The following is an 18,970-nucleotide window of genomic DNA, read 5'->3' on the forward strand; positions in this document are numbered from 1 at the left end:
ACGCCCATCCCCGAAAGGACATCCCATGACCACCGTGACCCGTCCCTCCCCCACCCGGTCGGCAGGCTCGCGACGTCGTTCCGGCCCGCTCGCCATCGCCCTCGCCGAGCTGCGCATGCTCGTGCGCAACCGCACCGTCGCCCTCTGCGCCCTGCTGCTGCCCCTGGGCTTCGGGGCCCTCACCTACGCCTTCGACTCGTACGGCACGGCCGGCATGCTCGCCGGCGTGCAGATCATCGGCATGGTGGGCCTCGGCGTCTACGTCACCGCGACGACCACCCTCGCGGCCCGTCGACAGTCCCTGTACCTGAAACGGTTGCGCAGCGGGTCCGTCGGCGACGCGGGCATCATCGCCGGGCTCGTGCTGCCCGTCGTGGCGGTCAGCGTCGCGCAACTCGTCATCGTGCTCGGCGTGCTCGCGCTCCGCGAGCCCCCGGTGCACCCCGGGCTGCTGATCGTGGCCGTCCTGATCGCCGAGGCCATGTTCGCCGGCTTCGCCCTGGCCACGGCCGGGTTCAGCACCTCGCCCGAGCACGCCCAGTACACGACCATGCCGCTCTACCTGATCACGCTCGGGGTGGCGATCTGGTGGACGGTCACGGGTGCCGACGACCTGCTCTGGCTCAAGCGCATCCTGCCCGGGGGCGGACTGATGGAACTGATCACCCTCGCCTGGAACGGCGGCGACCTGTCACTCGTGTCCGTGCTGCTGGCACCGACGCTGGTCTGGGCCGCCCTCGGAGCCCTCGCTGCCACGAAGGCCTTCCGATGGGAACCCCGGCACTGAGCGGCCCCGACCTCGTCCCGAGGGCCGATGCGGCCTCGTCAGGGTCGATGCGGCTTCGTCAGGGCCGGCGCGGCTTCGTCAGGGTCGACGCGGCTTCGTCAGGGCCGACGCGGCTAGGTCAAGGCCGACGCGGCCGGGCGACGGCGGGCACGCCCACCGCGACCGACCCGGCCGGAACGTCCTTGGTCACGACCGCGTTGGCCCCGACGACGCTGCCGCTGCCCACGGTGACGCCGCCGAGCACGGCGGCCCCGGCACCGATCATCACGCCGTCACCGACGGTGGGGTGCCGGCGGCCGAGCGCGCCTCCGCGTCCCTTGCCCCCGAGGGTCACTCCGTGGAAGATCGTGCAGTCGTCACCGACGACCGCAGTCTCGCCGATCACCACGCCCATGCCGTGGTCGATGAACAGGCGGGCCCCGAGGCGGGCCCCGGGGTGGATCTCGACGCCGGTCAGCGATCGGACCATCTGCGACAGCAGGCGGGCGGCGAACCGCGACCCGAGGAGGCGCGGTGCCGGCCCCGCACGCCACAGTCGCGAGGTCACGCGGTGCGCCCACACCGCGTGCAGGCCCGAGTAGACGAGGGCGGTCTCGAGGCGTCCTCGGGCAGCCGGGTCGCGCCTCCGGACGGTGTCGAGGTCCTCGCGGAGGCGCGCGACCAACCGCACCCTAGGCGTCCGCGAGGTCCTGGAACAGCACGGTCGACAGGTAACGCTCTCCGGTGTCGCAGACGATGGCGACGATGCGCTTGCCGGCGTTCTCGGGTCGCTTCGCGATCTCGAGTGCGGCGTGGATGATCGCCCCCGACGAGATGCCCGAGAGGATGCCTTCCTTCGTGGCGAGGTCGCGCGCGACGCGCAGGGCGTCGTCGAGCTGCACGGGGAACACCTCGTCGATCTGCGAGCGGTCGAGCACCTCGGGCACGAAGTTCGCCCCGATGCCCTGGATCTTGTGCGGGCCGGCCTTGCCCTCGCTCAGCAGGGGCGAGTCGGCGGGCTCGACCGCGACGACCTTCACACCGGGGACCTTCTCGTGCAGCACCTGACCGACGCCCGTGATGGTGCCGCCGGTCCCGACGCCCGCCACGAAGAAGTCGATCTTCCCGTCGGTGTCGCGCAGGATCTCGGGCGCGGTCGTGCGGCGGTGGATCTCGGCGTTGGCCTGCGTCTCGAACTGCTGGGCCCAGATCGCGTTCTCGGTCTCGGCCGCGATCTGCTTGGCGCGTTCGACGGCGCCCTTCATGCCCTCGGGTCCGGGGGTCAGCACGATCGTCGCGCCGTAGGCCTTCATGACGGTGCGTCGTTCGACGCTCATCGTCTCGGGCATCGTGACGATCACCCGGTAGCCGCGGGCGGCTCCGACCAGGGCCAGCGAGATGCCCGTGTTGCCACTCGAGCCCTCGACGATCGTGCCGCCGGGCTTCAGGTCGCCGGAGGCCTCGGCCGCGTCGACGATGGCGACGCCGAGACGGTCCTTCACGCTGGCCCCCGGGTTGTAGAACTCGAGCTTGGCCAGCACCTCGGCCCCGCCCTCGGCGGGCAGCGAGTTGAGCTTGACGAGCGGGGTGTTGCCGAAGGCCGAGGTGATGTCGGCGTGGATTCCGGGCATGCGCGGGTCTCTTCCGTGAACGGGGGTCTGTGCGGACGGATCGATGCTCATCTTAGGCAGCCGTCCTGCACCGTCCCCCTGTGTGTCCCCGAGCGACGTGTGCGTCCCCCGCCGCCTGCCACCCCACCGCCGCCGTCCCGCCGCGCCACCCCGCCACCCCGCCACCCCGCCACCCCGCCACCCCGCCACCCCGCCACCCCGCCACGATGTAAAGATTCCGCCACACAATTCAATGGTGTTGTGTTTACTTCGTGGCGGCGTGCTTCGTGGCGGCGTGCGTCGTTCCGGCGCCGCCCCGCCCCGGCCCCGTCCGGCCCAGCCCGGCCCCGCGCATCGCCCGTCACGACCGACGCCGCAACGGCACACCGAGATCTCGCATGATCTGCGCGAGTGGCGCGCGCTCCCGGACGTCGTCGGCGTCGCACCGTCCGATGCGAGTCACCTGGCCCGTGCGCATCAGCCGCCTCTCGCGTGCTTTCTCGGCCTTCACCACGGCGGACGGCGCCAGCCCGCCCCGGACCGCCTCGTGGTCGTACTTGACCTTGCCGTCGAACTCGAGCACCGAGCTGCCGAAGACGAAGTCGCACCGCCCCGCGAGTCCCTGCGCGTCGTGGAACTCGACCTGCAGTCCCGGGGGCGGGGCCCCGAGCTCGTGCAACGCGATGCGACAGAGCGATTCGCCTCCGTTCTCGGACCACGGCGAGGCGAAGGCGACCACGCGTCGAGCGGCCTCCGCCCCCCCGCGTTCCCGTCGTACTGCCGAGGCGCGCCCCCAACTCGTGCCGGGCGCCGTTCGCCGCGCGTTCGACCCGGGCTCGATGTTCTTCGTAGCCGTCCTGAGGACGCGGGTCCCGCCAGCCGAAGCACCCTGCCCCGACCGCCGCGCGCCGGAGGACCCCGTCGGTGCACAGCACCCCGTCGGCGAACGAACGACCTCGGGCGATGTCGATCGCCGTCCGCGCCTCGGACGTGGTCAGCACCCCGTCGACCTCGACGACGTCCCCGGCATCCGTCGAGCCCGGATGTCGGACCACGCGCTCGCTCGTCCGCACCCGATCCCGACGGGGGTCCAGGACGTGCACCCGCGTTCCCGCGCCCCGGACGGACGGCAGCCCGTGGACGGCGACGGCCGACTCGTGCGACACGACGGTGCCCGGCGGCAACCCGGCCAGGACGGCGCGCACCCTGACCAGCTGCCGGTGCCGCGCCGAGAGACGCGTCCAGTCCTCGCTGGGCACGTACGCACCGGGATGTACCCGGACGACGAGGCCCCGTCGGGTGTCACGTCTGAGCGCTTCGGCCTCGCGACTGTGGGTGCCGTGGGTCGACACGAAGGTGATGGCGGGCAGCGGTTCCGACGACATGCCCCGAGCGTCGCGCACCCATTCTTGGCCCGCTCGTGCGCGCTCGTGGCCTGTGGAGGCATCACGCCGTCCGACGTCTGTGCCCGAGGTGTCACCGACACCGCCGCGTGCATCACCCCGCCACGAACTAAACAACCCGCCACACGTTCGCGTGGCGGGTTGTTTACCTCGTGGCGGGGTGCGGCGGCGCGGGGGCCGCGGCGCGGCGACAGCGCAGGAGGCGCGGTGCGGGACTACGCGCCCGTCACCTTCCCGGGGTTGAACACGCGCCCCGGGTCGGCCGAGTCGAACAGCCCCTGCATGACGGCCACGCCCTCGGGCGAGACGTCCTGCGCGAGCCACGGCTGGTGCTCGAGCCCGACGCCGTGGTGGTGCGAGACGGTCGCCCCGGTGTCGATGAACGCCTGCTGGATGGCGTGCTTGACCACGTCGTACTCGGCCTCGGCGTCGTCACCGTGCTCGAAGGCGAAGGTGAAGTACAGGCACGCGCCCGAGTGGTACGAGTGCGACAGGTGGCCCATGATCCAGCCCTGCTTGCCGATGCTGTCGAAGGCCTGGTTCGCCGCGGCGTAGACGCGCGACGACACGAGGCGCAGCTTCGACCAGGGGGCGGCGGTCTCGGAGACGTCCGCCGCGCCTCCGTGGTCCATGAAGAAGTCGCGCAGGTAGGGCGTGTCGAACTTCTTCTGGTCGTAGAGCTTGCCCGGCCCCTTGCCGACGCTCATGCCCTTGTTCGCCTTGACGATCTTGGCGACGGCCTTCTGGGTGTGGGCGACGTGCTCGGGGCTGCCCTCGTAGCCGATGAACGACAGGCACATCGCGTCGACGTCCCAGCCCTTGGCCTTCAGGATGGTCGGCAGCAGGTCGGTGACCTTCTGCGAGATGCCCTTGCCCGGCTTCGACGTGGCGAACGAGAAGGCGGTCTCGTGTGCGTCGCTGACGCGGGTGACCGACGGGCTCACGTCGCTCTCGGCGATGGCCTGCATGGCGGCGAGGCCGTCGTGCCACGACGGGAACAGGTAGGCGAGGATCTCGCGCTTCTCGGGCAGGCGGTGCACCTGGGCGGTGACCTCGGTGATGACGCCGAGACGTCCCTCGCTGCCGATGATCATCTCGCGCAGCGACGGACCCGTCGACGCGCTCGGCACGGCGCGGATCGAGAGCACGCCACCGGGGCGCACGACCCGCAGCCCCTTGGTGATGTCGGCGATGTCGCCGTACTTGTCGCTCTGCATGCCCGACGAGCGGGTGGCGACCCAGCCGCCCATGGTCGAGTGGGTGAAGCTGTCCGGGAAGTGACCGAGGGTCCAACCGCGGGCGTTGAGCTGCTCCTCGAGGTCGGGGCCCTGACCGCCGGCCTGGATGCGCGCCAGTCCGCCGTCCTCGTCGATGTCGAGCACCTTGTCGAGCCGGCCCATGTCGAGCGAGACGATCGTGCGCTCCTCCGCGGGCAGCGGTTCGAGGCTGCCGACGATGTTGCTGCCGCCGCCGAAGGGGATGAGGACGAGGTCGCTCGCGACGGCCAGGTCGACGATGCGCTGGATCTCGTCCTCGTCGGCCGGGTACACGACGACGTCGGGCACCCGGTCGAGACGTCCGGCGCGGATGCGGATCAGGTCGCGGATGCTCTTGCCGTAGGTGTGGACGACCCGGTCGTGGTCGTCGGTGACGACCTGGCCGTCGCCCACGATCTGCACGAGCGAGTCGAGCACCTCGGTGCCGACCCGGGACGAGGGGACGTCGAGGTCGTCGAACGAGAGGCCGGTGTCGTGCCCCTGGGACAACTCGACGCCCACGATCTTCTTGACGAAGGGGGCGAAGGCGGGCTTGTCGTCGTGGTGGAAGGCGACGCCCTCGACGCCCCAGCCCCACCACTTCATGTGCTTGACGCCGTCGACGGCAGGACTCTTCTTCTGTTGGACGTCGGTCACGGGCGTTCTCCTTCGAGCGGGTCTGACGGGCCCAGGATGCGGGCGGTGTTGGCGTCCTTCAGACGCAGGATCTCGGTGCGCACGCGCGTCGAGAAGTCGGTGACGGACTCGCCGTCGTGGGGCCGCATCGGGTCGCCGAACGCGACTCCGACGGGCAGTCGGCCGGGCCGGGGCCAGCTGCGGCCGCGCGGTTGGGCGATGTTGGCCCCGATCAGGGCGAGCGGCACGACCGGCACGCCGCAGGCCGAGGCGAGGGCGGCGGCGCCGGGCTTGAAGGCGGCGACGGTGCCGTCCTTCGAGCGGGTGCCCTCGGGGAACACCAGCACGGGGTAGCCGCGCTGCAGCAGCGATCGAGCACTGACCGTGGGCTGCCCCTGACGCCCCCGGGCGGCCGCCTTGGCCGCGGCGCGTCGGCGGGCCGAGCTCTGCGGAGTCGACCCCGCCGACGCACCGGACGAGGAGGCGCGGGTCGCGTCGACCGCGGAGGCCGGGGTCCCCGAGCCCCGCTGCACCGGGAACGCGTTGAAGAACAGTTCGGTCAGCTGACGCCGCCAGGGCACGTCGAAGAAGTAGTCGGCCGCGGCGCCCGTGGCCAGGTAGCGCGCGAGCTTGCGCGGCAGGGCACCGAGGATGAGCGGCGCGTCCAGGTGGCTCGAGTGGTTCGCGACGACGATGAAGCCCCCGGTGAGGCCCTCGACCCGGTCGCGGTCGATGACCGTCACGTCGGTGATCGACCAGATCGTCGGCTTGAGCACCATGCGCTGCGCGACGTAGCGGGCCATCGCGTGTCGCCGCGAGCTGAAGCGGTCGCGGACGTCGCTCGCGACGTCACCGGCACGCTGGGCGACGCCACCGGCCCGCTGGGCGACGTCCCCGGCTCGCTGGGCGACGTCGGCCCTGACGTCGTCGACCCGCTGGGCCACGGCGTCGAGGCGGGCGTGTTCGCGGCGTCGTTCTCCGTCGTCCTTCACGCTCACTGCCCCACCGGCTTGCGGCGGCTCGACGAGATCGCGCCGGACGCGGCCCGGACGGCGCCCTTGGGGGCGTGCCGGACCAATCCCATCAGCACCTTGTACCGAAGCGTGGGCATGGAGATCACCTTGCCTTTGTCGACGTCGCGCAGACAGGCGACCACGAGTTGTTCGGTGCTGAGCCACAGGGCGTTGGGTATGGACGACGACTTTATGCCGGCACGCTGATGGAACTCCGTCCGCACCCAGCCCGGCAGGAGGGCCGTGACGCCCACGCCGGTGCCCTTGAGCTCGACCGAGAGACCCTCGCTGTACGAGGTCACCCACGCCTTGATCGCCGAGTAGCTGCCCATGGCCATCAGCCCCGCGGTGCTCGACACGTTGACGATGCGACCGCGGCCGCGCTCGCGCATGGACCTCGCCGCCGCACCCGAGAGCACGAGCACGGCCCGGCACATGACCTCGAACGCGAGGTCGTGCGCGGCGACGTCGGTGGAGGTCAGCGGGGTGTGCATGCCGAAACCGGCATTGTTCACCAGCAGGTCGACGGGGCGGGTCGGGTCGGCCAGCCGTTCGGCCACCCGGTCGACGTCGCGACGGTCGCCGAGGTCGGCCGCGAGCACCTCGACGTCACGGCCGAGCGCGCGCAGGGCGGTCGCCGTCTCGTCGAGTCGGGTGAGGTCACGAGCGACCAGGACGATGTCCCAGCCGCGCATGGAGAGTTGGCGGGCGAATTCGGCTCCGATGCCGGACGTGCCCCCGGTGACGAGCGCTACAGCCATGCCGCTTACGATACGGTGCTGAGAGCAGACTGCGCGCATCGAGACACGTTCGAGGCCCTTCTCGCCTCGTCCACTTCTGCCCCGGAGGACCCCCTGTCATGACGACCAGAGATGCCCCGCGCGCCGACCCCGACTTCGACATCCGCGAGTTCACCAAGACGGCCCAGGGCAACTGGCGCCCCGACCTCGACCTGTCCGGCTTCGCCGACCGCCCCCTGGGCCCCGACGCCCTGCGCCTCGTCCGCCATCTCGGACGTCTCGAGAGCGCCACGATGGAGAACCTGCGCAACCTCCTGGTGACGGCCACCCACAAGGACACTCGGGTCACCGCGTTCCTCGTGACGTGGGCGTTCGAGAAGTTCTGGCTGGCCGACGCCCTCGACGCCGTCCTCGAGGCCCACGGCGAGCCCCGCAACCGCGACGTGACCGAGGGGCCCAAGCGTCACGCCGCCTCCGAGGCCGTCGAGCGCCGTGGCCCGATCACCCGGGCCCTCCAGGCCATCACCGTCGGGTCCCCCATCGTCGCCGTGCACACGACGACGGGAGCCGTCGACGAATGGGTGCTCCGAGAGGCATACGATCGCCTCGACGAGCTCGCGGCACACCCCACGCTGACCGCCGTGATCGAGCGGGCGAGGGTCGTGAAGGGTCGTCACGAGCAGTTCTTCGCGAGCGAGGCCGACTGGCGCCTGCGCGACTCGCGCCGGTCGGTGAAGATGACCCGCGCCTCCTTGCTGACGGCCGTCTGGCCGATCGGCGCCGTCGAGCGCGCCGACTCCGAGCGCACCTTCTTCGACGCCACCGTCTTCGGCGGGGCCGAGGGCCACCTGCGCGCCGACCGCGTGGGCGCGCAGGTCGCCGACCTGCCGGGCCTGGACGCCTCCGTCGGGGTGGCCGTGACCAGAAAGCTGACCGCATGAGCTCCACCCCCGGCCTCGCGCTGCCCGACCAGACCCCGGGCGCCACCCGAGTCGACCTCGGCGGCTCGCACGTCCTGCTCACCGGCGGCACCGGCTTCGTCGGCCAGGCGATCCTCGAGCGTCTGCTCTCGTCGCACCCCGGCACGACGGTCACGCTCCTCATCCGACCGAAGGCCGGCACCTCGGCCGAGGGGCGTCTGCGGCACCTGCTGAAGAAGCCGGTCTTCGCCTCGTGGCGCGAGGCCGTCGGGGCCGAGGGCGTCGAGAAGGCCCTCGCCGAGCGGCTCCGGGTGATCGAGAGCGGTCTGGGCGACCTGCCCGACCTGCCCGACGACCTCGACGTCGTCATCCACAGCGCGTCCACGGTGTCGTTCGACCCGCCGATCGACCAGGCCTTCGAGACCAACGTCGGCGGGGCGGTCGGGCTCTACGAGGCCCTGCGGAAGACGGGCACCGACCCGCACGTCGTGCACGTGTCGACCGCCTACGTCGGCGGCATCCGCAAGGGCGTGTTCCCCGAGGCGTCGCTCGGCCACACCGTCGACTGGCGTGTCGAGCGCGCCGCCGCCGCCGACGCCCGCGCCCGGGTCGAGGCCGCCTCCCGCCAGCCCGAGACGCTGCGCACCTTCCTCGCCCAGGGTCGTGCGGCGCACGGCAAGACCGGTCCGCAGGCGGTCGCCACGGCCGCGGAAGACGCCCGCGTCGCCTGGGTCAAGGCCCGTCTCGTCGACTACGGACGCACCCGGGCCGAGACGCTCGGCTGGACCGACGTCTACACGCTGACCAAGGCCTTCGCCGAGCGCGCCGCCGAAGAGCTCTGGGCCGAGGCCGGGCACCGCCTGTCGGTCGTCCGACCGGCGATCGTCGAGAGCGCCCACCGGCACCCCTACCCCGGCTGGATCGACGGCTTCAAGGTCGCCGACCCGCTGATCATGTCGTACGCCCGCGGGCTGCTGCCCGAGTTCCCCGGCGTGCCCGACAGCGTGCTCGACGTGATCCCGGTCGACTACGTCGTCAACGTCATCCTCACCGTCGCGGCGAACCCGGTCGAGGCCGGCAGCCCCCAGTACTTCCACGCCAGCTCGGGCGGCAGCAACCCGTTCTCGATCCTGCGCATGTTCGAGAACCTCAAGGCGTTCTTCACGGCCAACCCGCTGCCCCGCGACGAGCACTCGTCGATCGAGGCGCCGCACTGGAACTTCCCGGGCGTGCGCAAGGTCGAGGGCGCCATCCGCACCGCGAACCGCGTCAACGACGTCCGCGAGGCCGTGCTCACCCGACTGCCGAGCACGCTGCGCACCCGGACGGCGCTGGCCGGGGTCCAGACGCGGCGGGCCGACCTCGAGTCGTTGCAGAGCCTCACCGACCTCTACCGCCACTACGTGCAGTCCGAGATCATCTTCGACGACCGACGCACCCGGGCCCTGCACGCCGGACTCCCCGCGGGCTCGCCCGCGGACATCGGCTTCGACGTGACCGACGTCGACTGGGAGGCCTACTTCCAAGAAGTGCACTTCCCGTCCATCACCTCGATGACCCGGGCGTTCTCGGTGCGACCCGCCGCGTCGGCCGCCGTCGCCGACACGCGGGCCCTGCCGCCGCGCGACGACGTCGTGGCCGTGTTCGACCTCGAGGGCACGGTGCTCGACAGCAACATCGTCGAGCAGTACCTCTGGGTGCGCTCGGCCGGGTTCCGCAAGGCCGCCTGGCCCGGCGAGGTCGCCAGCCTGCTCACCTCGCTGCCGCGCTACCTCCGGGCCGAGGGTCGCGACCGCGGCGAGTTCATCCGTACGTTCTCCCGACGGTACGAGGGCATGCCCGTCGCGCGGCTCTCGGGCGTGGTCCGGTCACGCGGCTACGCCGACACGGTCCTGCGCCACACCCTCCCCGACGCGCTCGCCCGACTGGCCGAGCACCGTGCCGCCGGGCACCGCACGGTCCTGGTCACGGGCTCGATCGACACCCTGACGACTCCCCTGGCACACCTCTTCGACGACGTCGTCGCCAGCACGATGCACCAGCGCAGCGGCGTCTACACGGGTTACCTCGCACAGCCTCCGCTGGTCGACGAGGCCCGCGCCGCCTGGCTGCGCCAGTACGCCCAGGCGAACGACATCGATCTCTCGGGGTCGTACGGTTATGGTGACTCGTTCGCCGACCTCGCCTGGCTCGAGATGGTCGGCCACCCGAACGCGGTCAACCCCGACAGCAATCTGGCACGCGAGGCGCTCCGAAGAAGATGGAGCATCCGCGATTGGACTCGCAGCGGCCCCCACGGCAGAAGCGGCACCAGCACCACGAGCGGCACCAGCAGCACCACAGCGAAAGGAGACGGAGGCAGGGCCTGAGCCCGCGCCTCCTGACATCACATGGCCTTCGACATCGACAAGTTCGCCGCGACCTCCGAACGCCTGAGCTGGGACGACCTCGACCTCGACCACTTCCGGAAGAACCCGCTCTCGGCCGACTCGCTGCGGACGCTGCGCTACATGGCCGACGTCGAGTACCACACGGTCTGCTACACCCGTGACCTCCTCACGACTCCTTCTCACAAGGAGAACGAGATGACCACGTTCATGACGATGTGGAACCGCGAGGAGTTCTGGCACGGCGAGGCCCTCGCCGCGATCCTCGAGGTCCACGGCATCACGGTCGACTACGACCAGCTCCGCGCGAACCGGCTCAAGCTCGGCTGGCGTGAGCGCCTCGACCCGGTCAAGCAGGGCCTGCTCGGCAAGATCGTGGGCTCGGACTTCGTCGCCGTCCACATGTCGTGGGGCGCGGCCAACGAGTACTCGGCCGTGTCGGCGTACAAGCGCATGGCCGAGCTCGAACAGGACCCGGTCCTCGCCGAGTTGCTGAAGCGCATCGCCAAGCAAGAGGCCCGCCACGTCGCGTTCTACGTCTCGCAGGCCCGTGAGCGTCTGCTCGCGAGCAAGAAGGCGCAGAAGCTGACGCGCTTCCTGCTGTCGAAGGTCTGGGCCCCGGTCGGCTCGTCCATCATGGAGGTCGACGACGTCAAGTTCGTCTTCGGCCAGCTGATGAGCGGCGAAGAGGGCCGCAAGGCCGCCGTCAAGCTCGATCAGAACATCTCGAACCTGCCGGGCATGAGCGGTCTGACGATCTTCCAGAAGGCCCTCGACGGCCTGGGCATCCGCGCGGACTCGGTCGGCGGCTCCTCCGCCGGTTCGGTCGCCACGGCGTGAAGACCAGCCACCTGAGGCACTTCCTGGTCGCGGCCGACGTGCTGCACTTCCCGGTGGCGGCCGACAAGCTCGGCATCTCGCGGCAGAAGCTCGAATCGTCGATCGAGGCCCTCGAGCTCGAGTTCGGTGCGAAGCTGTTCGACCGCGACGTCACGCCGTACCGGTTGACCAAGGCCGGCAAGGCGGCGGTGGTCGTCGCCGAGGACGAACTGGCGAGTCCTTCCACCCCGACCCCGCCGCCACCCCCGCCGGCCGGCGGCAAGGCCAAGGCGTCGAAGGGCAAGGGCCGTACGCCCGCCGTCAAGGGCCAGCCCAAGCCGTTCAAGAAGCGCCAGGGCCGCTAGCAGTGCCTACGGCGGGCCGCCCGCGCGCCACCGCATGACACCGCACCACGAAGTGGACACGGCACCGCGTTTTCTCCTGGTGCGGTGTCCACTTCGTGGCGGAGTGCGCCTCGTGGTGCGGTGGTCAGTTCGTGGCGGCGTCGGGCCCGACCGTGGCGAACCAGTCCGCGTACCGCGTGTTCCGTGCCATGCGGCGGGTCTCGTCGGGGGCGTCGTCGTCCCACCACACCGGGCCGCGTTCACCCAGCGACGTCTTCGCGGCGTCGACCCGGGCCCGGGCGTCCTCGACGGCGGCAGCGTCGTCGGCGGCCAGCGCCGTCTTCTTCGCGCGCCGCGCCTCCATCAGGTCGTGGACCAAGGAGGCGCGGGTCGCCTCGTCGAGGCGAGGATCGGTCCGGCGCCACAGCCGGCCGCGGACCACGAGGTACCGGCCGTCGGGCGTGACCAGGGGTTCGGCGCTCATCCGTCGCGTCGGTGACGCTGCACGAGGGAGTGCAGGAGGGGAAAGCTCCGGGTCACGGTCTGCCAGAGGGTCTCACGGTCGAGGCGATCGTAGTGATGGACGACGAAGTCGCGATTCTTGGCGGCGAGTGAGAACTCGACCTCGTGGAACCTCGTGCCGTCGTACGCGACCAAGCGCTTGCTCAGGTCACCGGCCCGGTTGGCCAGCGCCTCGAACGCCAACGGAAGCGCAGGGTCGCCGTCGAACGCCTCGCGACCACGGGACACGAGCTCGGCCGAGGCCGCCAGGGTCGCGTCGAGGTCGACCAGCCAACGTTCGGCGCGGTCCGGAGAGGGGTTCACACGGGCACCGCTTGTGTCAGGATCTCGCGGTCGGCCTCGGGGTCGAGCCCCCGCCGGGACACGACGTCGACCGGACGCTGGAACACGGCTTCCATGTCGATCTCGAACTGCGCGAAGTCGAAGTAGGTCGCCTCGGCCCCCGGATCGACCAGGAGGTCGATGTCACTGTCGTCGGTCTCGGTCCCGCGAGCGACCGACCCGAAGACGCTGACGGCGTCGATGTGGCTCAGGCCCGCGAGGCGCCGGACGAGACCGGCACGCGAGGTGATCTCGTCCAGCAGCGAAACGCCCTCTCGACCAGACGGGGGACGCTCGGACATCTCGACGAAACGGCTCCACGGCACGATGACGACCTCGGGGCGGCGGTGCGGCCCCACGGCAACGGCCGGACGGTCGGGGTCGAGCCGGAAGTCCCTCATGAGGCGGCTGAAGCCGCTGCGGGCATCAGCCACGGCGAGGACGTCGGCGCTTCGGATGGAGGTCTCCATGGAGACGATGCTAGCGCGGAGCCCCTCATCGTGTACGTCTTTCTGTACATCTGCTCTCAGGCCCGCGCGACGGCCTGCCTCGCGAGCTCGCGCTGCACGCTGAGGGCGAGTTCGCGCAGCATGACGAGGTCGACGCTCTCGACCGTGCGGGGCTCGGGGTCGGCGACGCAGAGCGCTCCGATGCGGACGCCGTCGGGGCTCTCGACCGGGTAGCCGGCGTAGAACCGCGCCGGCGCCTCGACGCCGAACCGTTCGTCGGCCCAGGCGTCCTCGACGATGAACGGCTGGCCGCCGGCGACCGTGTGGGCGCAGAACGAGAGCGCCATCGGCAGCTCGCGGTCACCGCCCCCGGCGAGGGCCTTGTTCCAGTGTCGGTCGGCGGTGACGAGGGAGAACGCGGCCCCGCTCGCGCCGAGCAGGGTCCGCGCCCGTTCGACGATGTCGTCGAAGCGTTCTTCGGGGTCGGTGTCGAGGAGGCCCAGGGCCCTGATCGCCTCCACGCGGTCGACCTCGGCCTGAGGGGCGTGCCGGCGCGCCCGGGCCACGCCGCCGCCGGCGGACATCTGTGCGTCGAGCATGGGCGCGAGCATCTCGGCCTGGGCCTCGCCCCAGCGGGCGTACTTGGCGATGAGCTTGTCCCGGTCGTCGTGGCCCGAGAGCGGCGACGGAGGCATGAGCACGTGCACCCGGGGGTGGGTCGAGCAGACGTCCCGGATGGTCTCGTTCAGCTCGGCCGCGTGTCGGTCGACGAGGCCCCCGCCGGCGATGCGGAACACCGTCACCTCGCTGGGCGACTGGACGCCCGTGACGAGCACGGGACTGCTCGCGCCCCCGGTCTCGGTCTCGATGTGCACGAGCAGGTCGACGAACGCGCGCCGCCACTTCGTGACGTCGGTCATGGCGAGGGCGTCGTTGATGCCCGTCACCACGACCACGGCGTCGTAGCGCGTGAGGTCACGGTGTCCGAGCACCCGCCGGGCGGACACCGTCCCCATCGAGGGATCGGCCACGACGTCGACGTCGACCCCGCGACCCGTGGCCTGCGAGACGGCCCGCGCGAGGTGACCCGCGAGCCCCAGGTCGTGGCTACGGACACCCCACCCGACGGCGGGCCCGCTGCCGAACAGCAGCACGCGATCGGGGCTGACGCCGGGAGCGTGCGTCCGGGCGACGCTCTCGGGCCTGGGCAACCCCAGGCGTCGATCGAACCAGCGGTTGCGCTGGCGGATCATCCCGCGCACGAGCGGGCTGACGAAACGGTTCATGCCGGGTTCCTCCCACAGCGGTGGCCTGATCGACGAGGGCTCCGCGTGGTGAGGGCCGAGCGGTGTCCCTCCATGCTCTCGCCCGGGTACCGGGCGGGACAGCCCCAGGTCGGGGGCCGCCGGACGGCGCGTCCGTCAGACCGCGCGGGGGCCGTCCGACCCCGGCGGCGGCTGGGCGAGCAACCGCGCGAGGTCCACCTCGACGAGATCACGGAGGCGCTGGTCGCGTTCGTCGGGATACGCCGGGTCGACCGCCTCGACGGCCGACACCTTCGTGACGATCGCGGCCCCGACGTCGCCCCAGGCCCGGTCGACCGCCGCCGCGACGATGTCGCGCACGAAGTCGTCGTCGGACTGCAGCTCGTCCAGCCGGTCGGCCACGGCCGTGTAGGTCTTCTCCCGGAACCAGAGGGTGTCGTCGTCCCCGCGCCGGTAGTCGTGCTGGTGTCGCGACCGGCCCTTGGCCTTGAGGGCCTTCGCCCGTTCGCCGCCGATCCGTTCGTTCTGCTCGCGTTGTTCCGCCGCGAGGCGACCGAGGATGGTGCGCACGGCCTCGCGGGTGCGCTCGTGGTCGAAGTGCTCGTCGTCGCGGAGGGCACGGATGACGATCGAGTTGGCCACCGAGACGACGGCGGCCGCACGCGAGATGAGCACCCCTTCTGCGACGGCGCGCTCGAGGGCGGCGGGATCGGGCGTCGCCGGCTCGGAGGGGGCCCCGCGCGTCTTGCCGAACTTCATCGCGCCTCTCTCTCGACCGGGTGGGCGCCGGAGCGCCGGGTGACGGACCGACGATGGCCCGACGTCCCATTAAAGACCCACGGCGGGGTCCGTCGCCCCGGGGTGGGACGACGGACCCCGCCGCGACGGAGACGACGGATCAGGCCGTGGCGGCCAGCGCCGACGAGGTCTCGCGGACGAAGTCGTCGAGGTCGCCGGGGTCACGCGACGTGACGAGCGTGAAGCCCTGCTCGACGTCGGTCACCACCGAACGGTCGACCCAGCTGCCGCCGGCGTTGCGGACGTCGGTCTGCAGCGACGCATAGGAGGTGAGCTCCTTGCCCGTCACGAGGCCGGCCTCGATGAGCGCCCACGGGCCGTGGCAGATCGCCGCGATCGGCTTGCCCGCCGTGGCGAAGGCCTTCACCAGGTCGACGGCGTCGCTCTCGGTGCGGAGGGTGTCCGCGTTGATGGTGCCGCCGGGAACGAGCAGGAGGTCGTGGTCGGCGGCGTCGACCTCGGCGATGGTCGTGTCGGGGCGGACGGTCTGCCCCGGGTCCTTGTCGCCGACGAGCGTCTGGATCGGCTCGGTGGAGACGCCGGCGACGACGACGGTGGCGCCCTGCTCGCGCAGCTTCGCGACGGGGACGACGAGCTCGTCCTGCTCGACGCCGTAGTTGGTGACGATCGCGAGAACGCGGCGTCCGGTGAGTTCGGTGCTTGCCATGGTGATGCTCCTCTCGGGGCCGGTCGGGGCCCGGTGTGCGACGCCTCCCGTCTACGCGGGCGGGCTGGGTCGCGGCTGGCTCGGTGTACCCCACCCGCGCCTCCGGACCGCGGCCCCTCCCGATCAGCTGGCCAGGAGCGCCCTGGCGGTCCCCTCGTCGAGGATGAGGTCGGTGACCAGGCCCGCGGCGAGAGCACCGCGGACGCTGACCACCTTGGCCTCCCCCGCGACGACGCAGACGCGACGCGGCGTGCGTCGGATGGTCGCCAGGTCGGGCCCGGTCGCGCGCCGGTTGAGCTCGATGTCGGCCGACGAGCCGTCCTCGCGGAAGAACACCGTCGCGACGTCGCCCACCACGTGGTCGTGGGCCAGGCTGTCGTGGTCGCTCTGCTCGAGGTAACCACCCGAGTAGACGTGGCTCGGCACGTGTGCCTCGCGCGAGCCGACGCCGAAGACGACGAGGTCCATGGCGCCCTGCAGCGAGAGGACGCGTCGGGTGCTGCGCTCCCGCCACAGGGCGCTCTTGGTGGCGGGGTCGTCGAAGAACGCGGGCACGGGGAACTGCTGGATCAGGGCACCGTACGCGTGGCCGAACCGACGCAGGATCTCGCTGGCGTACTCGATGCCGGTCGTGCGGGTGTTCGCCGCACCGTTGAGCTGGACGAAGACGGTGTTGTGCGTGGTCTTGGGCACCAGGTACCGGCTGACCGCACTGACGGTGGAGCCCCAGGCGACGCCGACGACCATGTTCGAGTCGACGTACTGGGTGAGCGTTCGTGCAGCCGACAGCGCGACCCGGTCGAGCCGGTCGACGTCGCTCGTCTGGTCGGGCACCGGGACCACGTGCGCGACCACGCCGAACCGCCGGTGCAGCCCGTCGCCCACGGCCGTCGGCTGGTCGAGCGGGGACTTGATCTGGATGTCGACGAGGCCCGTCTCGCGTGCCGCCTTCAGGAGGCGCGACACCGACGAGCGGGACGTCTGCAGTTCGTGCGCGATCGCCTCCATCGTGAGGTCCTGCATGTAGTAGAGGTGCGCGGCGCGCAGGGCCTCCTGCGTGCGTTCGGACGTGTCGCCAGCGACCAAGGGGACCTCCTTGCACGTTCGTGCAGATACGTTGCACCTTGTGTGCATCGGGACGACGATGAATCTACCGGCCCGCAGGACGAGTCGGTCACCACCACCTGACATCGCATCTCGAAAGAAGCAGTGACCATGTCGAAGAAGACAGACTCGATCCGTCCCAACGTGCAGCGCATCGTCGACCGCCCGACGGCACAGGTGCTCGTCGTCGGCGGTGGCATCAACGGCATCGCGACCTTCCGCGACCTCGCCCTCCAGGGCGTCGACGTCGTGCTCGTCGAACGGGCCGACTACGCGTCCGGCGCGTCCGCCGCGTCGTCCCACATGATCCACGGCGGCATCCGCTACCTCGAGAACGGCGAGTTCCGTCTCGTCCGCGAGAGCGTCGAAGAGCGCAACGGCCTGCTGAAGATCGCCCCGCACTACGTCAAGCCGCTGCAGACCACGATGCCGATCTTCTCGACGTTCAGCGGCATCATGAACGCCCCCTTGCGCATGCTGACGCACAAGCAGCGCTCCACGAAGGAGCGCGGCGCACTGCTGATCAAGGTCGGCATGACCATGTACGACTCGTTCTCGCGTGACGGCGGCTCGGTGCCCCGTCACAAGTTCCTCGGGCGCAAGAAGGCGCTGGCCGAGATGCCGCACCTCAACAAGGCCCTCAAGTACACGGGCACCTACTACGACGCGTCGGTGCACGAGCCCGAGCGCCTCGCGCTCGACGTGTTGAAGGACGGCCTGGCCGCCGGCGACAACGCCCGCAGCGCCAACTACCTCGAGGCCGTCGGGACCGCCGACGGCGGCGTGACCCTGCGCGACGTCGTCAGCGGGACCGAGTTCACGGTGAAGGCCGACGTCGTCATCAACGCGTCGGGCCCCTGGACCGACCTCACCAACAAGGCCTTCGGTGCCGAGTCGCAGTACATGGGCGGCACCAAGGGGTCGCACATCGTCGTCGACAGCCCCGAGTTGCTCGAGGCCACGAACGGTCGCGAGATCTTCTTCGAGAACAACGACGGCCGCATCGTCCTGATCTACCCGCTCAAGGGTCGCGTGCTCATCGGCACGACCGACCTCGAGGCCGACATGGCCGAGCCGGCCGTCTGCACCGAAGAAGAGGTCGACTACTTCTTCGACCTGGTGAAGCACGTCTACCCCGACATCGAGCTCAACCGCGACCACATCGTCTACCGCTACTCGGGCGTCCGCCCCCTGCCCAAGCACGACGACCTCGCCGCGGGCTTCGTGTCGCGCGACTACCGCATCGTCGAGACCGAGGTCGCCGAGCTGCCCGGCACGGCCGTCCTCAGCCTGGTCGGCGGCAAGTGGACCACCTTCCGTGCCCTGTCGGCGCACCTCTCGACCGAGGCGACGACGAAGCTCGGCGTGAAGCGCACGGTCGACACCACCGGCATGGCGATCGGCGGCGGCAAGGGCTTCCCCACCACCGAGGGCGCCCGCACCACCTGGGTCGCGGCCCACGCCGACGGGCTCGACCGTGACCAGGTCGACCGTCTGCTCACCCGATACGGCACCCGCGCCTCCGACGTCATCGAGGTGCTGCTCGACCAGCCGTCGCAGGCCCTCGAGGCCGACTCGACGCTGACCACGGCCGAGATCGCCTACTTCGCCGAGCACGAGGACGCCGTCCACCTGGCCGACGTCGTCCTGCGCCGCACGAACCTCGCGTTCGTCGGGGGCGTCACCATCGAGTTGCTCACCGAGATCGCGGACGTCATGGCCCGTTCGCTCGGATGGACGACCGAGCAGCGCGACGACGAGATCGAGCAGACCCTGACGACCCTGCGCGACTCGCACGGCGTCGAGGTCCACTCGCAGCACGTGCCGGCGGCGACCCCCGCCGCGGCGACGAACTGACGACACCGACCCGATCGAGAAGCCCCGCCCCTCCCTCCGAGGGGCGGGGCTTCGTCGTCGTCGCCGGGGATGTCGTGACCTGACATTGACATG

At 71.1% G+C, this 18,970-nt stretch carries 19 protein-coding genes; 6 read left to right on the forward strand and 13 right to left on the reverse strand.

Features of this window, described 5'->3' with window-relative positions; all coding sequences use genetic code 11:
- Positions 1-25 precede the first annotated feature (25 nt).
- Entirely contained in the window at positions 26-787 is a 762-nt protein-coding gene (locus tag QRN23_RS07910; RefSeq protein ID WP_159825966.1) for an ABC transporter permease, read from the forward strand.
- Positions 788-905: 118 nt separating this feature from the next.
- Here the strand turns inward: QRN23_RS07910 and epsC are convergent, their stop codons facing one another.
- The 6 genes from epsC to QRN23_RS07940 form a co-directional block, all read right to left on the reverse strand.
- Complete coding sequence (gene epsC, locus QRN23_RS07915; protein ID WP_123570644.1) at positions 906-1,457, reverse strand: serine O-acetyltransferase EpsC; 552 nt, start codon at positions 1,455-1,457, stop codon at positions 906-908.
- Position 1,458: 1 nt separating this feature from the next.
- Positions 1,459-2,397 carry a cysteine synthase A gene (gene cysK / locus QRN23_RS07920; RefSeq protein WP_056046838.1) on the reverse strand — a complete coding sequence of 313 codons (939 nt, stop codon included), beginning with the start codon at positions 2,395-2,397 and terminating at the stop codon, positions 1,459-1,461.
- Between the two features lie 340 nt (positions 2,398-2,737).
- Positions 2,738-3,115, reverse strand: a complete 378-nt coding sequence (locus tag QRN23_RS07925; RefSeq protein ID WP_285063137.1) for a hypothetical protein — start codon at positions 3,113-3,115, stop codon at positions 2,738-2,740.
- A gap of 879 nt (positions 3,116-3,994) precedes the next feature.
- Entirely contained in the window at positions 3,995-5,692 is a 1,698-nt protein-coding gene (locus QRN23_RS07930) for an FAD-binding oxidoreductase (protein ID WP_324289756.1), read from the reverse strand.
- On the reverse strand, positions 5,689-6,663 hold the full coding sequence (locus QRN23_RS07935; RefSeq protein WP_192124373.1) for a lysophospholipid acyltransferase family protein: 975 nt from the start codon (positions 6,661-6,663) through the stop codon (positions 5,689-5,691). The genes QRN23_RS07930 and QRN23_RS07935 overlap by 4 nt, the downstream gene beginning before the upstream one ends.
- A 2-nt stretch (positions 6,664-6,665) precedes the next feature.
- Positions 6,666-7,445, reverse strand: coding sequence for an SDR family NAD(P)-dependent oxidoreductase (locus QRN23_RS07940; RefSeq protein WP_056046842.1), 780 nt, complete (start codon positions 7,443-7,445; stop codon positions 6,666-6,668).
- Positions 7,446-7,543: 98 nt separating this feature from the next.
- On the opposite strand from QRN23_RS07940, the gene QRN23_RS07945 reads away from it, so the two are divergent.
- From QRN23_RS07945 to QRN23_RS07960, 4 genes are read left to right on the forward strand one after another with little or no spacing between them, the layout of a single operon-like run.
- Positions 7,544-8,365 carry a hypothetical protein gene (locus tag QRN23_RS07945; protein WP_285063140.1) on the forward strand — a complete coding sequence of 274 codons (822 nt, stop codon included), beginning with the start codon at positions 7,544-7,546 and terminating at the stop codon, positions 8,363-8,365.
- Positions 8,362-10,713, forward strand: coding sequence for an SDR family oxidoreductase (locus QRN23_RS07950; protein WP_123570649.1), 2,352 nt, complete (start codon positions 8,362-8,364; stop codon positions 10,711-10,713). Before QRN23_RS07945 ends, QRN23_RS07950 begins: the two co-directional genes overlap by 4 nt.
- 21 nt (positions 10,714-10,734) lie before the next feature.
- On the forward strand, positions 10,735-11,571 hold the full coding sequence (locus tag QRN23_RS07955; RefSeq protein ID WP_055970915.1) for a ferritin family protein: 837 nt from the start codon (positions 10,735-10,737) through the stop codon (positions 11,569-11,571).
- On the forward strand, positions 11,568-11,915 hold the full coding sequence (locus QRN23_RS07960) for a helix-turn-helix domain-containing protein (RefSeq protein WP_043595703.1): 348 nt from the start codon (positions 11,568-11,570) through the stop codon (positions 11,913-11,915). Before QRN23_RS07955 ends, QRN23_RS07960 begins: the two co-directional genes overlap by 4 nt.
- Before the next feature lie 124 nt (positions 11,916-12,039).
- On the opposite strand, the gene QRN23_RS07965 is transcribed toward QRN23_RS07960, so the two are convergent.
- From QRN23_RS07965 to QRN23_RS07995, 7 genes are all read right to left on the reverse strand, one after another.
- Positions 12,040-12,378, reverse strand: coding sequence for a hypothetical protein (locus QRN23_RS07965; RefSeq protein WP_192124371.1), 339 nt, complete (start codon positions 12,376-12,378; stop codon positions 12,040-12,042).
- A complete protein-coding gene (locus QRN23_RS07970; RefSeq protein WP_056046849.1) occupies positions 12,375-12,719 on the reverse strand; it encodes a HepT-like ribonuclease domain-containing protein in 345 nt (114 codons plus the stop codon). Before QRN23_RS07970 ends, QRN23_RS07965 begins: the two co-directional genes overlap by 4 nt.
- Positions 12,716-13,207 carry a nucleotidyltransferase family protein gene (locus tag QRN23_RS07975; RefSeq protein ID WP_056046851.1) on the reverse strand — a complete coding sequence of 164 codons (492 nt, stop codon included), beginning with the start codon at positions 13,205-13,207 and terminating at the stop codon, positions 12,716-12,718. Before QRN23_RS07975 ends, QRN23_RS07970 begins: the two co-directional genes overlap by 4 nt.
- Before the next feature lie 56 nt (positions 13,208-13,263).
- Positions 13,264-14,472, reverse strand: coding sequence for a GAF domain-containing protein (locus tag QRN23_RS07980; protein WP_056046852.1), 1,209 nt, complete (start codon positions 14,470-14,472; stop codon positions 13,264-13,266).
- Between the two features lie 135 nt (positions 14,473-14,607).
- On the reverse strand, positions 14,608-15,210 hold the full coding sequence (locus QRN23_RS07985; RefSeq protein WP_159825945.1) for a hypothetical protein: 603 nt from the start codon (positions 15,208-15,210) through the stop codon (positions 14,608-14,610).
- Positions 15,211-15,349: 139 nt separating this feature from the next.
- The gene (locus QRN23_RS07990; RefSeq protein ID WP_123570651.1) at positions 15,350-15,916 is read right to left on the reverse strand and encodes a type 1 glutamine amidotransferase domain-containing protein; all 567 of its coding nucleotides are present in this window, start codon (positions 15,914-15,916) and stop codon (positions 15,350-15,352) included.
- A gap of 123 nt (positions 15,917-16,039) precedes the next feature.
- Positions 16,040-16,939, reverse strand: coding sequence for a sugar-binding transcriptional regulator (locus tag QRN23_RS07995; protein WP_233568409.1), 900 nt, complete (start codon positions 16,937-16,939; stop codon positions 16,040-16,042).
- A gap of 192 nt (positions 16,940-17,131) precedes the next feature.
- Here QRN23_RS07995 and QRN23_RS08000 point away from each other — a divergent pair, with 192 nt between their 5' ends.
- Positions 17,132-18,877, forward strand: coding sequence for a glycerol-3-phosphate dehydrogenase/oxidase (locus QRN23_RS08000; RefSeq protein ID WP_199736222.1), 1,746 nt, complete (start codon positions 17,132-17,134; stop codon positions 18,875-18,877).
- The last annotated feature ends 93 nt before the right edge of the window (positions 18,878-18,970 follow it).

This window comes from Frigoribacterium sp. ME-P-080, assembly GCF_030209595.1.
Lineage (GTDB): Bacteria > Actinomycetota > Actinomycetes > Actinomycetales > Microbacteriaceae > Frigoribacterium.